Origin of the sequence: Clostridium hominis (assembly GCF_014287825.1) — a bacterium.
Taxonomy (GTDB): domain Bacteria; phylum Bacillota; class Clostridia; order Clostridiales; family Clostridiaceae; genus Clostridium; species Clostridium hominis.
In genome coordinates, this window is the sequence record NZ_JACOOO010000034.1 from 1 (window position 1) to 15,901 (window position 15,901).

Below are 15,901 nucleotides of genomic sequence, written 5' to 3' on the forward strand. Positions count from 1 at the left end.
AAATATATCTCTCTATTAAATAAAAAAACTCTTTTTTCATTATCTAACGGACAAGGTAAGTTTTTTTCAGACCATAATATAAATTGACCTTTTTCCTCTCTTAAATTAAATGCTAAATCTAAGAATCCTTTATTTATTTTAGTTTTATACTCTAAGTAATTATCTTTAAATATTATCTCTTCTCTTGGTACTTTTTCCAATAAAGACTGAAGTTGTTTTTGAGATATTTTTAGTTTATTTCCTATAATTTCAATTTTAATATTATCTTTTATAAATCTTAAATAGTTTAAATCTAATCTATCAAATTGGTGAATTGATGGAGAGTACTTAAAATTATCAGTAATCTCTACTTCCTTATTATTAAATACTCCATATAGGAATGTTTTAATATTATTTACGGGATACTTAGCTTTATTTCCTACTTTAAATTCTAAGAAAAACTGATTAATTTCATTTACTTTTTGATAATATAATTTGCTTTCTATATTTAATATTGCCTTTACTTCTTCCTTCTTTTCTTTTTTTTCTTCCATCTTTTTATCTTGAATCCTATTCTTTAAAGAATCCAAAAATTTTAACGAAGTAGCAGCTATATGCTCACAATAATACGGATATCCTTGTTCCATATACTCTTTATATTTAACGCATGTACATTTAAACCCAGAAAGCTTTTCTTTTTTCAAATCATACTTAATATGAGTACTAAACTCTTTATTTTCATGATTTACTTTACCGTATATATGATAAATATTATTAACTCTTTTCCCCTGAATACTCTTAATTGATTTATTATTAAATAATTCTTTTCCTCTTTTCTTGTTTAATCCAGCACAGCCTTTTAAAATGTTTTCTTCTAATCCTTTATAATTCAATTTAATCACCTAAAATTAAAAAAGACCCTATACAGAGTCTTTTATTTTTATTCATATTATACTTCTTATATATTATAAATTCCACTATTTTTATTTTGCATATATATTATTACTTATTATCTTCTTTTTCCTAGCAATAAAGAAATTGCAGACACACCAACTAAAACTCCTGCTGATATTAAAGCTACTTTTTTAACAGTATTAATTGTACATTTACAAGTTTCTTCATAATCCTCACAGAAAGCATCACAAGGATAGTTATCTTTAAACTCATCATTTTCATAATCATATTCATTTGAATAATAGTTTTTGTAAGCATCTTCATAATCATTATCTTCACAGCAATTATTATCATAATCATAACTATAAAGATAATAATTTCTATTAGCTATCTTGGGAATTCTAACTCTTTTTTTCATATGATTTAATCTTTTTTCTTTATTTATTCCTATGTTGTCGTACATTAAATTCACCTCAACACTATTATTGACAACTAAACTAAAATTTATAAGCAAACTTATAAATCTCTACTTTAAATAAAGGATAAATGAATAGTATACAAGAAATATTCACCTAACTTTTATAAAACTTACTTGTCTCGGTTGGTTTGAATCATTTTTAACACTATTAATTTTTATAACTTCTTGTCATTTATGTTAGTTAACCAACTTTCAATATCTCCAATTATAGAGCTTACGCATCCTTCTTTAAAAGGAGATTTTAAATTTGCAAGCTCAACAAGTTCTAAGAAAGACTTAGTTCCTCCAGCTTTACAAAGTCTTAAATAATCATTCCATGCTTCTTCCCTATTCTCATTTGCTTTCTTCCAAAATTGAAGTGCACAAATTTGAGCTAAAGTATAATCAATATAGTAGAATGGACTTTCAAATATATGTCCTTGTTTAAACCAGAATCCACCTCTTTCTAAAAAGTCATCACCTTCATAATTTTTATGTGGTAAGTATTTCTTTTCTAACTGTCTCCACATATTCTTTCTTTCAATAGGCGTAGCTTCTGGGTTTTCATAGACAAAATGTTGGAATTCATCTACTGTTACTCCATAAGGTATAAACTTAATAGCTGATCCTAAGTGAGCATACTTGTATTTATCTGTGTCTTCTAAAAAGAAATTATTCATCCATGGCCATGTTAAAAATTCCATACTCATAGAGTGGATTTCACAACTTTCATAAGTAGGCCATACTATTTCTGGTACTGTAATCCAAGTAGAGTTATAAACTTGGAATGCGTGCCCTGCTTCATGAGTTAATACATCTATATCTCCTGAAGTACCATTGAAGTTTGAGAATATAAATGGTGACTTATAATCATTTATATAAGTACAGTATCCTCCACCGGCTTTTCCTTCCTTAGTTTCAAGATCTAATAAATTTCTTTCTACCATAAAATTAAAGAATTCCTTAGTTTCAGCTGAAAGCTCATTATACATCTTTTCTCCATTAGATAATATCCAATCTTTATTTCCTTTAGGCGTTGCATTTCCTGAAGTAAATTCCATATCTAAGTCATAGTATTTTAATTCATTTACTCCTAATCTTTCTCTTTGTCTTTCATATAGTTTAGATGCAACAGGAACTATATAATCCTTAACTTGTTTTCTAAACCCGCTTACCATCTCTGCATTATAATCGGTTCTACTCATTCTTACATAACCAAGTTCAACAAAGTTTCTATATCCTAGTTTTTTAGCAATTTTATTTCTTACTTTGACTAATCTATCATAAATAGAATCAAATTCTCCCTCATGGTCTTCAAAAAATTTTGATGTAGCTTCCCATGCTGCTTTTCTAATATTTCTATCTGTTGATTCTTTATATTTAGCTAAACCTGGCAGATTTAATACTTCACCGTTAAATAGTATCTTAGCTGATGCTATAAGTTTAACGTATTCAGACGTTAATTTATTTTCTATTTGTAGATCTTCTATTATATCTTTAGAGAACGCTTTAAGCTTTAACTCTAATAAGTTAAATAATTGTTTACCATATTTTCTTTCTAACTCTTCTCTAAATTTTGAAGCAACCATAGCCTTATTATAGCTATCATCAAGCTCTTCATATAATGGTGAGTTTTCATCCCAGTAATCTTTTTCTTTACTATAAAACTCATCATTGGTATTGATAGTATATCTAATACCTGATAGCTCCATCATAGTCATAAGTGAACCCCTTAAAGCATTTATCTCTTCTAAAGCTTTATCACACTCTTCATATGTTGAAGCATTTATAAAGTTATCTAATAAAATATTAAATTTACTTTTATATTCTTCATAGTTTGGTCTTTCATATGTATAATCTCTAAATTCCATCTTAAGCCCTCCAATATGCACCTATATTATATGAAAATTATACCATATAATATACATAATTCCAATATTATCAACCTATTTAAATTTAAGCTTTTTTTGTCATAATATACCTTTTTAATCCACCATACTTTTCTTTTTCTAAAACAATTTTGTATTCTAACTTAAGTAATGTATTTAAACTAAATTTATTTTTTGGGGCAACAGTTGCACAAAAAATATCACACTCTTTTTTCCTTGCAGTTTGCTCAAGATTTTGAACTAAAAGTTTTTGCAATCCATTCCCTCTATAATCTGGATGAACAACAGTAGACTCTATGTGCGCTGTTCTCAACAGTTTTTTGTTATCAAAGTTAAGGTCATATCCTAAATTAAAATCTTGTAATTCGGGTTTTACCATAGCCCCAAAAGCAATAAGTTCATTATTTTCACTAACTACACCGACAACTTCACCACTTTTATTTATTATATCTTCAAATTCAAATTTTTCTGTTTTAGCGAAAAAGCTTTTATTTTCTAAGCTATCAAATATTATGTCTTGTAATTCAATTATTTTGTTTAAGTACTCATTAGACAAAGTCATTATTTTTACATCAATAATCTTTCCATAAATATCTTTTATTTTAATTTTCTTGTACATAATATACCTCCTAGAAATATTATAATACATAAATAAAATAATAGTTGCCTTATAAAGCTAAATATTTTACTTATAAGACAACTATATAAACAAATTGTTTCAAATCATTATTTTACCATAATACTCTAATATTACTGAGCTATTTTTCCAGGATTTAAAATATTTTTAGGGTCAAATGCTAATTTGATACCTCTCATTATTGCTATCATCTCTTCAGATAGCGCATTGAATAAATATCTTTTTTTAGCATATCCAATTCCATGTTCACCAGAAACTTGTCCATTTAATTTATTAGCCTTATCATACATTATCTCCATAGCTTCACTAAGCTTTTTCTTCCACATATCTTCTGATAAATCATCTCTTAGGATATATATATGAAGATTTCCATCTCCTGCATGTCCAAAGCTTTTTATTCTCACATTAAGTTTTTCCTCTAAAGTATGGGTAAACATCACAAACTCCGCAACTTTATTTCTAGGAACTACTACATCAACTTCATCCATTTCAGTAGTCAATGCTTTGATAGCTTCAAGAAAAGCTCCTCGTGCACTCCAGATAGCCTCTTGCCTTTCCTCTGTATCAGATATAAATACATCTAAAGCTCCTGAGTCTAAACAAATATTTGCAACACCTTCATAAGCTCTTTCTATTTCTTCTTTAGAATTACCATCAAAAGTAAGAAGTAAATAAGCATCTGATGTATTATCTGGAAATGGTTTCTTTAAAAATTCCTCAGCAGCTTCAATTGCTGCTCTTTGCATGAATTCTACTGCTGTAGGTGCTGATTTCGATTTTATTATTTTAGGTACTGTTTCAATAGCATTTTCTAGACTATTAAAAGGAATTAATAAACTTATTGCTTTCTTAGGTAATGGTATTAATTTTAAGATTGCTTTAGTTATAACTACTAAAGTTCCCTCTGATCCTACTATAAGATCCTTTAAATCATACCCTGAGCTATTTTTAACTACTTTACCACCTATATTCATTATCTCCCCATTAGGTAAAACAACTTCAAGCCCTCTTACATAATCTCTTGTAACACCATATTTAACAGCTCTCATACCACCGGCATTAGTACTTATATTTCCCCCTATGGTAGCTGTCTTTTCTCCTGGATCTGGTGGATAAAAAAGATCAAACTGTTCAACATACTTACTAAGTTCCATTAACAATACTCCTGGTTCAACTGTCAAGGTCAAATTTTCTTCGTCAAGCTCTAATATTTTATTCATTCCACTTACATCCATAACTATCCCACCATAAATTGGTACAGCTGCTCCCACAAGCCCTGTACCTGCACCTCTTGGAGTAACTGGAATATTATTTTCATAAGCATACCTCATAATGTTAGATACTTCTTCTGTACTGATAGCTTTTACTACAACCTTTGGCATAACTCTAACTGAACCAAGTTCATCACGACTATAATCTTCACTTATTTCTTCCCCATATAAAACTCTATCGCTGTCTCCAAGGAGCTTAACTATATTTCTATAATCCTCTATTTCAAATACTTTATATTCCATGCTTTTACCTCCTATATAATATTAGATTTTTCTAATTTTCCATCTTTAATCTTTTCGATTAATGCTGGTACTATCTCATATATATCCCCTACTATTCCGTAATGAGCTACCTCAAATATTGAAGCCTTTTCATCCGTATTTATAGCAAATATATAATCTGAATTATTCATTCCGGCGGTAAATTGGACTGCACCTGAAACTCCACAAGTAATTATAAGCTTTGGTCTTACAGTTCTTCCACTTAATCCAACTTGTCTTTTTGCATCAACCCAACCGGCTTCAATTAAAGGTCTAGTAACTGCCATCTCTCCTCCTAAAAGTTCACATAATTCTTTTATCATTCCTAAATCTTTTTCACTTTTTACTCCTCTTCCTGCAACTACTAATACATCAGCTTCACTTATTTCCTTTTCTTTAGATTTTTGATGAACATCTAATACTCTAATATTTGATATTAGCTTATCTTCACTTATGTGACATTTTACTATTTCTCCACTTATATCTCTTGTCCTTTCTGGTGCAGACATAACTTTATATCTAACAGTTGCAAGTTGAGGTCTAGAGTTTGGTGTAATTATTTGAGCCATAATATTACCACCAAAAGCTGGCCTTATTTGAACTAAATCAGTATTCTCTTTAATATCTAATATTGTACAATCTGCTGTAAGGCCTGTTCTAAATCTTGCAGCAACTCTTGGAGCTAATGACCTACCTACAGTTGTTGCTCCAACTAAAAATGCAGTAGGTTTAACATTCTTAATAAAGTCTTCTATAGCAGCTGTATAAGGTTCTATTCTAAAATACTTTAATTCTTCATTATCATAAAGATAAACTTTATCTACTCCATAATGTAAAATCTCATAAATACTTTCATCAATATTATTGCCAATTGCAACACAATACACTTCTTGATTTACCTTATTTGCAAGCTCTCTAGCCTTACCAATGAGCTCTAATGTAACAGGATGTATCTCTCCTTCTAAATGATCTACATATACTGCTATTCCACTCCATATACTTTTATCTATTTCGACCTTTTCATCTTCAACAAAAACTACTGCACCTTCTGGGCCTCTTCTTACACATAGCTTGCACATTTTACATGCACTATTTATCTCTACATTACCATCGCTAATTTCCATCGCATTAAAAGGACATAACTTAATTAGTTCCTCTTTATTTACTATTCTATCTTGATTAATTACTAATCTTCCCATGACTCTCCCCCTAAATAAATTTTAACTTCTTTAAAGTATCTTCAAATTTCAAAATTAGTTCATCACTATTGCCATGCCACATTTCCCTTTTATCGTTTACTTCTGGCGGAAAAATTCTTTCTACTTGTGTTGGAGAACCATTTAATCCATAATTCATTTCATTTTTGTCTTTAAAATCATTTAGACTTCTCACTTCTATTTTTCTATCTTTAGTTTCAACCTTCTTTTTATATGAAGGTAATCTTGGTTGAAAAATTCCTTTTTCTACAGTTATTAATGCTGGTAATTTAATTTCTACTATTTCAACAGTATCCGGCATATCCATTTCTACCTCTATACTATCTTTTTTAACTTCTACAATCTTTTTAACATTAGCTACATGAGGTATATTTAAATATTCTGCCATCTCTGGCCCAACTTGCGCTGTATCTCCATCTGTAGTTTGTTTACCACATATAATTAAATCAAAATCTTCTATACTATTTACCCCTTGAGATAATGTATAAGAAGTTGCTAAAACATCTGCTCCTGCAAATTTTCTGTCAGACAATAGCACACCATTATCTACTCCCATAGAATAGGCTTCTTTAATTATTTCCTTAGCTTGTGGTGGTCCCATAGTTAAAACAGTTATAGTGCCTCCATTATTTTCTTTTATCTTTAACCCTGTTTCTAAAGCATATAAATCGTATGGATTCATCTTTGAATCAACACCATCTCTTTTTAATACTCCTGTAATTGGATCAACCTCTACTTTAGTTGTTCCTGGAACTTGTTTAATGCAAACTAAAATATTCACAAAATATCCTCTCCTTCATTTACAATTTATATTGATTGGTATTACCAATTTTGAAGTTATAGAACTTTATAAAATACAAATAGCAATACCTTTAATAATCTACTTAATACTAGTTAATTTTTAATTGCAAATTACAGTAGCTTCGTCAAAATATCCAAACATATAGGTGCAACTACTACCGTAATAAGACCTGCAATTCCTATAGCTAGTGAACTCATAGCTCCTTCTGTTTCACCTATTTCTAAAGCTTTTGATGTTCCAACTGCATGAGATGCAGTTCCTATACCGATCCCTCTTGCAACAGGATTATTAATTTTAAATATTTTGCATACTGTTGGTGCAATTATAGCTCCAGTTATTCCAGTTAAAATTACTGCCATAACAGTAATTCCAGTTATTCCGCCAAGACTATTAGAAATCTCAACTCCTATTGGTGTTGTTACAGACTTAGGTATAAGTGATATAATTATTTCCTTATCTAAATTAAATACAGTTGAAAGTAAAATTACAGATATTACACTTACTACACTTCCAATAGATATTCCTATAATTATTGGTACAAAATTCTTTTTTAGTAATAATAATTGTTTATAAAGTGGAACCGCTAAAATAACTGTTGCAGGTCCTAAAAACATATTTATGAATTGTCCACCTTTATTATAAAGTTCAAAATCAATATTAAAAATTTTTAGTATTACTATTACTATAATTATCGAAGTTAACAAAGGATTAAATATCGGTAACTTAGTTTTGTTATATATAATTTTTCCTAACTCAAAGGCTATAAGAGAAATTACTATACCAAAAAACATATTTTCAATAATAATATTCATTTATATCCCCTTTTCTATATATTTTTAAGTTGCTTATTTAACTTTTTGACACTTATATTACTGTCTATTTTTTTAGAAACAAATTGAACAACTAATCCAGTACATGCCATAACAATTACTGTAGTAATAATACAGATGAATAAGATTTTTGCTATACTTCCACTTATGATTCCAAAGGAATTCATAAGACCAACTCCTGCTGGTACAAATAGAAATGCTAAATTATCTAGTAAAGACTTTGCTACTCTTTCAATCTTTTCTAGCTTTAATATTCCCGTAACTAAGAAAAGAAATAAAAATATCATTCCCATGATATTCCCTGGTATAGGTAATGAAAAGCTCTTTGATAGAAATTCACCCAATAAATAAATTAGTAAAACTATAATCCATCCTCTAAATACACCCATTTTTACCTCCTATATTCTTTTTTACTTAAATTGGTATTACCAATTAATTTGATTATAAGTCTATATTTACCAATTGTAAATAATAGTTATTTTATTAACGTAATCATTTACATACCATTTATAAACAGCAAAAAAATACAAGATATAAACCAACACGTTAATTTAATATCTTGCATAAATATTTATATAAGCTTATATAATTCCTATATTTAATTGATTTTAATATAGGATTCTTTTATTAACTCAAAATGATTTTTCATCGAATCTACACATTTGCTTTCATCTTTTGATTCAATTGCCAATACAATATCTTTATGGGTCCCTAAAAGCTTTTCTCTATTATCATCTTTACAAAGAATTATCTTTCTTGCATCTTTGATAAACTTATCCATTAATTGTGATATTACAGAAAGAACATTTATTATTAACGGATTGTTAGATGCTTTTATAATAACATTATGAAACTTAATATCTAAATCTAAGCTTTTATCTTCATTTGTAGTTTCACTCATATCAATTACTATATTATTTAGAACTTCAATTTCTTTCTTAGAAATTATTTTTGATGCCATTTTACAACATTGAATTTCAAGACTTTCTCTCAATTCAAGTATATCTAATGCAGAATACTCTTGAAGCATAAACATCATAGAAAGCGGCTGCAATAATGAGTTATTAAAATTATCTACTATGTAATTGCCAGCTCCCCTTCTACTTTCAATTATACCAATAACTTCTAAGGCTCTTATAGCTTCTCTTATTGATGTTCTAGAAACCCCAAATTTCTCAGCCATTTCTCTTTCTGACGGTAACCTATCTCCCATTTTTAAAGTTCCATCTATTATTTTATCTTTTATATCTTTTGTTACTATATCATATGTTTTTGCTATTTTTATTTTTTCTTCCATACTATACTCCATCTAGTTTTATAAAACCCAATGTTATAATTATATCAAACTTCTCAAACTTTAGCTATAACAACGCTTTTTCAATTTCTTTAATCTCCACAAATGCATCTTTATAAGTTTCATCTGCACTATAAACTACTTTAAAGTATTCCAATGCATCTTCTAATTGACCTATTCCTTTATATGCTAATCCCATACCGAAATACACATCTAAAGTATTTTCTCCAAGATCTATAGCCTTTTCATAATTTTCTATAGCTTTAAAATATTCCTCTTTTCTTAAATGATATTCAGCGAAACCTATGTAAGCAGTTCCTAAATTATAATCTAACTCTAAAGCATGATTAAAGTTTTCTAATGCTTCCTCTTCTTTATTTAAATACTTAAGTTTTATCCAACCTATATTAACTTCTATATAAGCAGAGTCTTTGCTATCAAGATTACTATTAGCTAAAGCCTTTTCACCTCTTTCTACGCCTTCCTTATAATTACCAAGCTTTATATCTATATCTGTAAGATAAGCTATTGAGAAAAAGCTATTTGGTCTTTCTTTTAATAATCCTAAGAAAATCTCTTTACTTTCTTCATACCTTTCTAAGTAAAATAAAGACTCTCCTTTTAAGCTTTTTGCAAAATTTATATTTACTGATCCATTAGCTATTCCTTTATCAATAGCTTCAATAGCTTCTTCAAACTCATTTAAAGCCATATAGCATTCACCAATATAAATATAAACTTCTGGATTATTAGACTCTTTTAATGTATTTATACAAAACTCTAGTGCCTTTTCTACATCTTCATTCATTAAATTTTCATACTCACGTAAAAAATCCATATTTAATTCCATTTATCTTTTCTCCTTTTTCATATGCTTATAACATAAATCACTTAAATTAATATAGTTTAATCTTCAAATAATAATTAACAATTACTTTGAAGTTTACAAATCTAGATTAAATCTTCAAATACAGCATTTATACTCTCTTTTAAATCCTGAGGTGACAATTTAACTTGTAATCCTTTTTTACCACCACTTACACATATTCTTTCCAAAACTTCAGCATCTTTATGAATAAATGTTTTATATAACTTTTTCATACCAATAGGTGAGCAGCCACCCCTAATATATCCTGTTAATTTAAGAATATCATTTACATGAATCATATCAACTTTCTTTTCCCCACATACTTTTGCGGCTTTCTTAAGATTTAACTCTTCATTTACAGGTATAACAAATACATAAATCATTTTTGTATTTCCTTGAGTTACAAGAGTTTTATATACCTCTTTTAAATCTTGATTTGTCTTTTCAGCAACAGAAACACCATCTATTTTACCATCTGAAATATCGTATTCTATTACATCATATTTAATTTTATTTTTATCTAAAATTCTCATAGCATTTGTCTTTGTCAAAGGTAACACTCCTTACTTTTTGATTTTCTAGTATTTATTTTACTACAAATTTAGTATATAAGGTCAAAAAAAGTTAAAACTAAGTATATTATTTTAACTAAAGGAGCTAAAAATGAAATTAACAGGTAATTTTAAAACGAATGTTGAACTTCTACAAAATGAATTAAATGTAGGTAAAACCTTTGATGTTCTAGAAAGAATAATAGATGTACATAACACAAAGTTCTATTGCTATTATTTAGATGGCTTTGTTAAAGATACAAACATGGAATATGTAAGAAGAGATATGTACAATCTTAAAAAGGAGGATTTTGAGAGTATATCATCAGCTAAAGAACTTATAGAAAAAGCTCTAAGTTCTATTGAAGCCTCTACAGATAGTGATTTATCTAGTATCGTTAAAGCAGTTCTATCTGGTCAAACAGCTATAATATGCGAGAAATTTAATGAAGCATTAATCCTTGACTATAGAACATACCCATCTAGAAGCGTTGATGAACCGGATAAAGAAAAAGTTTTACGTGGCTCTCATGATGGTTTTGTTGAAACTATAGTCTTTAATACAGCTTTGATCAGAAGAAGAATTAGAGATCCAAAACTTATATTTGAAATGCATACTATAGGTGAAATATCTCAAACTGATGTTGCAATTGGATATTTAGACAGCAAGGTAGATAAAAAAACACTAAATAAAGTTAAAGACTTAATAGATAATTTAAAGATAAAAGCATTAACTTTAGGAGATGAAAGCTTACTTGAGGTATTAATGCCTAAAAATCGTTTAAATCCATTTCCAAAGGCAAGATACACAGAGAGACCTGATGTAGTTGCGGCTGAAATAATAGAAGGAAAAGTTGTCATTTTAATAGACAATACACCTTCAGCTTTAATATTGCCAGCAAGTATTTTTGACTTTTTCCAATCAATAGATGATTATTACCTACCAGTAGTCACAGGAAATTATCTAAAAATGCTAAGATATTTTGTGCTTTTAGCAAATATTTTTCTAACACCTGTATATGTATTATTAACTGATAACCCCCAATGGTTAGTTGGAAAATTGAGCTTTTTATTGCCGAAGGACCCATACGTAATACCGATTTTCTTACAATTCATTCTAGCAGAAATAGCTATAGATGGATTAAAACTTGCATCATTAAACACCCCTAATTCTTTAGGGACCTCACTTTCTATTATAGGAGGACTAATATTAGGAGATTATACAGTACAAACAGGGTGGTTTACACCTCAAACGATTCTTTATATGGCTATAGTAGCATTAACTAGTTTTGTTCAACCAAGTATAGAATTAGGATTTGCACTGAAATTTAATCGTGTAATTTTACTTATTGCTACAGGATTATTTGGAACGTGGGGATTTATAGTAGGTGTTATACTAAATATTATAATGTTAGTTACAACTAAAACAATAACTGGAGAAAGATATTTATATCCACTAATACCATTTAATTGGAAAGCATTAAAGAAAGTAATTTTTAGAACTAGAAAACAAATTGAAAAAAGATAACCAAAGCTCTATTAAACTTCTTCTAAAAGTTAAAGTTTAATAGAGCTTCTTTCTATTTATTTATATTATATATGTTATAATACTTGTCCTTTAAATAGTTTATAAAATACTTAGAGTTAAGTTCCTCTCCTGTAACTCGTTCTATAATTTCAGCCGGTGTATATAAGCTTCCAAATTTATGAACATTTTCTTTTAACCAAGAATGTAAATTTCTTAAATTTCCTTCTCCGATTTCTTTCATTATTTCAGGTTTTTCTTTTAGAAGAGTGTTATATATTTGCGCCCCGTAAAGATTTCCTAACGCATAGCTAGGAAAATATCCAAAAAGTGATGCAGACCAGTGAACATCTTGTAAAACTCCAACCGTATTACTTGTTGGTTCAACACCTAAGTATTCTTTATATTTCTTATTCCATTCACTTGGAAGTTGATCTAGAGATATTCTCCCATTTATTAAATCCTTTTCCAGTTCATATCTAATAATAATATGAAGGGAATAAGTTAATTCATCAGCCTCAGTTCTAATAAATGAAGGCTCAACTTTGTTCATAGCTTCATAAAACTCTTCTGAGCTTACCTTATTAAAATCTTCAAAATACTTTCTTGATAAATTTAACAAATAAGTCGTAAAATCTTTGCTTCTTCCTACTATATTTTCATAAAATCTTGATTGAGATTCATGAATAGCCATAGAAGCACCTGAATTTAATCCTGTATTTTCTAAATCATCACTTATATTTTGTTCATATATGCCATGTCCACCTTCATGAATAGTACTAAATAAAGCAGAAGTAAATTCATCTTTATGATAATTAGTAGTTAATCTTACATCCTTATTCCCCATATTAGTTGTAAACGGATGGACACTCACATCTAACCTTCCAGCTTCTAAATCAAATCCCATCTTTTGAAGAATGCATAAAGATAAATCTTTTTGTTTTGATGTATCAAAGTTTCCTTTTAATATATTTGTATCAATAATTTTTTCACTCTTTTTTATATTTTCTAATATTTCTACTATTCCATCTCTTAACTCACCAAATACTTTATCTAATTTTTCTACTGTAAGACCTCTTTCATATTTGTCTAATAAAGTATTATATTTATCTCCTTCATATCCCCAATAACCAATAAACTCTCTTGAAAAATCAATAACTTTCTGAAGGTGTGGTTTAAAGCTTTCATAATCATTTTCCTCTTTAGCTTTTTCCCATGCAATTTGTGCTCTACTTGTAGCTCCTACTGATGCAATATATCTATCAGCAGGTATTTTCATAGTTTCATTATAATTTTTTTCTAGCTCTTCAAGCGTTCTTCTTTGAACTAAAGACATATTATCTTTATATGGTGATAACTCCTCTATAAAAGTCTTAACTTTTGTAGAAGTAGTCATATCAAACAACTGACTTGATAGATACTCTAAAACCTTACTTCTAGATTCTCCTGCTTTTACTGGCATATTTGTTCTCATATCCCAATCTACTAGAACTATTGCATGAGTTAAATATTCAATCTGTCCAATATAACCCTTAACTTCTTCAAATTTCTTTTCTAAATCCATTTTTACGCCCCCTATTTTAGAATTATTTTCCTGTTAATTATATCAAAAATTGTAAGAATAAAAAAGTGCGAATCACTCTATTTAAGTGGTTCGCAGTGTTCAAAAATTATAGTATCAAATCTTTCATTACTAACTTCTAGTGCTTTTTCAGAATTTACTGTCCATGCTACTGTTATTATACCTAGTTTTCTTAAAATTCTTAATGATAAATTATTTGAATCTATCCAATTATACGCTATAAAGTGCGGTCTGCTTTTAAAATTTAATAAAAGGTATTCTAAAGCAACTTTAAGACTTTTTGGAGCCTTATTGTCCTTAGTAAACTTCATTGATAGTTGACCTCTTATAACATCAGGCATATTCTTTTTTATTCTACTCATTATCAATGGATCAAAGGACTCAATACAAAATCTTCCGTTATAGTCATTAAGCTCATTTTTAACAGAATTACATAATCCATACCTATCTCTATTAGACTTAATTTCAATTATTAAAGGTACTTTACCATCTACTAAATCTAATACTTCATTAAAAGTTGGTATCTTATAATCTGTGCCATTTAAATATAGACTTTCTATCTCTTCTAAGGTACAGTCACTTATTTTTTTGTTTAATCCAGTCATTCTTAATAAATTATCATCATGAAATACAACTGTTTTTTTATCCTTTGTAAAAGAAACATCTAGTTCTATACCATAGTTATTTTCAATAGCTTTATCAAAAGCTTCTAGTGAATTTTCTGGTATCATTCCATCATCAGAGTATAACCCTCTATGTGCAAATTTTGTGCTTGTTAACCACTCCGTTTCATCTGTATCTTTTTTGTCACCATATATAAGAAAAATATATACTACTAATAAAATAATTATATCTAATCCAATTGTTGCTGCTATCTTCCCAAAATTCCCAAACATTTAATCATCACCTTAACTATATTTATTGTTAAATTCATTAATAATTTCTTTAACAGAATCATAAACAAAATCTGCTTTTATATTAGACTTTTTGTAATCATCAGCTTTTGTTTCACCACTTAATACTAATATAGATGCTATGCCTGAATTAATTCCAGTTTTTATATCTGTATATAACCTATCTCCTACTATAATCATATCTTCCTTTTTTATTCTATACTTTTGACAAATACAATTAATAATTTCAGAATTTGGTTTTCCTATAATATTAGGTCTTTTTCCAGTTGAAGCATATATAAATTCTATTATAGCTCCTGCATCAGGCATAAATTTTCCACCTTCTAAAGGACAATTTATATCAGGATGTGTAGCTATAAACTCAACACCATCCCTAATGAGATCACATGCTATCCATAGTTTGTTATAAGTTAGTGTAGTATCAAACCCTAAAACTACAAAATCAATATCATTTTCATATATATCTGTTACATTAAATCCACTTCTTTTAAACTCCTCTTTCAAATAGTTTGTACCGATTAAAAAAACCTTACTTCCTGGCTTTCTAGAGTTCAAATATATGGTAGTGGCTTCTCCAGATGTAAATATACTATTATTATTAACATTAATACCAAACATCTTAAGCTTTTCTTTATAATAATTATTATTTTTAGATGAGTTATTAGTTAAAAATATAACCTTTTTATTTGTTTTATTTAATTCATTTATAAAATCAACTGCTCCATCTATTATTTCTTCTCCTAAATATATTGTACCATCTAAATCTAAAATGAAACATTTTGCTTCATCTATTCTTTTCATATAAACCTCATTTTATTAAAGTATTAATTAATTTATATGAATAAATAAAAAGAACTATATCCACTTAATAAATTAAATTTATTAGTATCCATAGTTCTAGATAGTATTATAAAAACTTTTTCCATTCTT

At 28.2% G+C, this 15,901-nt stretch carries 15 protein-coding genes and 1 pseudogene; 1 reads left to right on the forward strand and 15 read right to left on the reverse strand.

Annotated features, from left to right (window positions below; translation table 11 throughout):
* The 12 genes and pseudogenes from H8S20_RS14640 to ybaK form a co-directional block, all read right to left on the reverse strand.
* Positions 1-872: pseudogene (locus H8S20_RS14640) on the reverse strand (hypothetical protein); the annotation flags it as partial.
* A gap of 116 nt (positions 873-988) precedes the next feature.
* On the reverse strand, positions 989-1,336 hold the full coding sequence (locus tag H8S20_RS14645; protein ID WP_186860561.1) for a hypothetical protein: 348 nt from the start codon (positions 1,334-1,336) through the stop codon (positions 989-991).
* A 170-nt stretch (positions 1,337-1,506) separates the two neighbouring features.
* Positions 1,507-3,201, reverse strand: coding sequence for a M3 family oligoendopeptidase (locus tag H8S20_RS14650; protein WP_186860562.1), 1,695 nt, complete (start codon positions 3,199-3,201; stop codon positions 1,507-1,509).
* An 85-nt stretch (positions 3,202-3,286) separates the two neighbouring features.
* Positions 3,287-3,838, reverse strand: coding sequence for a GNAT family N-acetyltransferase (locus H8S20_RS14655; RefSeq protein ID WP_051986881.1), 552 nt, complete (start codon positions 3,836-3,838; stop codon positions 3,287-3,289).
* Positions 3,839-3,969: 131 nt separating this feature from the next.
* Positions 3,970-5,370 (reverse strand): FAD-binding oxidoreductase, encoded by a 1,401-nt coding sequence (locus tag H8S20_RS14660; protein ID WP_186860563.1) that lies wholly within the window; start codon positions 5,368-5,370, stop codon positions 3,970-3,972.
* Between the two features lie 11 nt (positions 5,371-5,381).
* Positions 5,382-6,587: an electron transfer flavoprotein subunit alpha gene (locus tag H8S20_RS14665; RefSeq protein ID WP_186860564.1), complete on the reverse strand. Its 1,206-nt coding sequence runs from the start codon at positions 6,585-6,587 to the stop codon at positions 5,382-5,384.
* A 10-nt stretch (positions 6,588-6,597) separates the two neighbouring features.
* On the reverse strand, positions 6,598-7,386 hold the full coding sequence (locus tag H8S20_RS14670) for an electron transfer flavoprotein subunit beta/FixA family protein (RefSeq protein WP_186860565.1): 789 nt from the start codon (positions 7,384-7,386) through the stop codon (positions 6,598-6,600).
* A gap of 131 nt (positions 7,387-7,517) precedes the next feature.
* The gene (locus H8S20_RS14675) at positions 7,518-8,219 is read right to left on the reverse strand and encodes an LrgB family protein (RefSeq protein ID WP_186860566.1); all 702 of its coding nucleotides are present in this window, start codon (positions 8,217-8,219) and stop codon (positions 7,518-7,520) included.
* 14 nt (positions 8,220-8,233) lie between these two features.
* Entirely contained in the window at positions 8,234-8,626 is a 393-nt protein-coding gene (locus H8S20_RS14680; protein ID WP_186860567.1) for a CidA/LrgA family protein, read from the reverse strand.
* A 209-nt stretch (positions 8,627-8,835) separates the two neighbouring features.
* Entirely contained in the window at positions 8,836-9,534 is a 699-nt protein-coding gene (locus H8S20_RS14685; protein ID WP_032118625.1) for a FadR/GntR family transcriptional regulator, read from the reverse strand.
* Between the two features lie 64 nt (positions 9,535-9,598).
* The gene (locus H8S20_RS14690; RefSeq protein ID WP_186860568.1) at positions 9,599-10,381 is read right to left on the reverse strand and encodes a tetratricopeptide repeat protein; all 783 of its coding nucleotides are present in this window, start codon (positions 10,379-10,381) and stop codon (positions 9,599-9,601) included.
* A gap of 101 nt (positions 10,382-10,482) precedes the next feature.
* Complete coding sequence (ybaK, locus tag H8S20_RS14695; protein WP_032118819.1) at positions 10,483-10,932, reverse strand: Cys-tRNA(Pro) deacylase; 450 nt, start codon at positions 10,930-10,932, stop codon at positions 10,483-10,485.
* 130 nt (positions 10,933-11,062) lie between these two features.
* Between ybaK and H8S20_RS14700 the strand changes: the two genes are divergently transcribed.
* Positions 11,063-12,478, forward strand: a complete 1,416-nt coding sequence (locus H8S20_RS14700; protein ID WP_186860569.1) for a spore germination protein — start codon at positions 11,063-11,065, stop codon at positions 12,476-12,478.
* Positions 12,479-12,530: 52 nt separating this feature from the next.
* On the opposite strand, the gene H8S20_RS14705 is transcribed toward H8S20_RS14700, so the two are convergent.
* The 3 genes from H8S20_RS14705 to H8S20_RS14715 all read right to left on the reverse strand — a co-directional run bounded on the left by H8S20_RS14705 (position 12,531) and on the right by H8S20_RS14715 (position 15,772).
* Complete coding sequence (locus H8S20_RS14705; protein ID WP_186860570.1) at positions 12,531-14,039, reverse strand: carboxypeptidase M32; 1,509 nt, start codon at positions 14,037-14,039, stop codon at positions 12,531-12,533.
* A gap of 77 nt (positions 14,040-14,116) precedes the next feature.
* Complete coding sequence (locus tag H8S20_RS14710; protein ID WP_186860571.1) at positions 14,117-14,953, reverse strand: glycerophosphodiester phosphodiesterase family protein; 837 nt, start codon at positions 14,951-14,953, stop codon at positions 14,117-14,119.
* A gap of 12 nt (positions 14,954-14,965) precedes the next feature.
* Positions 14,966-15,772 (reverse strand): HAD-IIA family hydrolase, encoded by an 807-nt coding sequence (locus H8S20_RS14715; RefSeq protein WP_032118621.1) that lies wholly within the window; start codon positions 15,770-15,772, stop codon positions 14,966-14,968.
* Between the last annotated feature and the right edge of the window lie 129 nt (positions 15,773-15,901).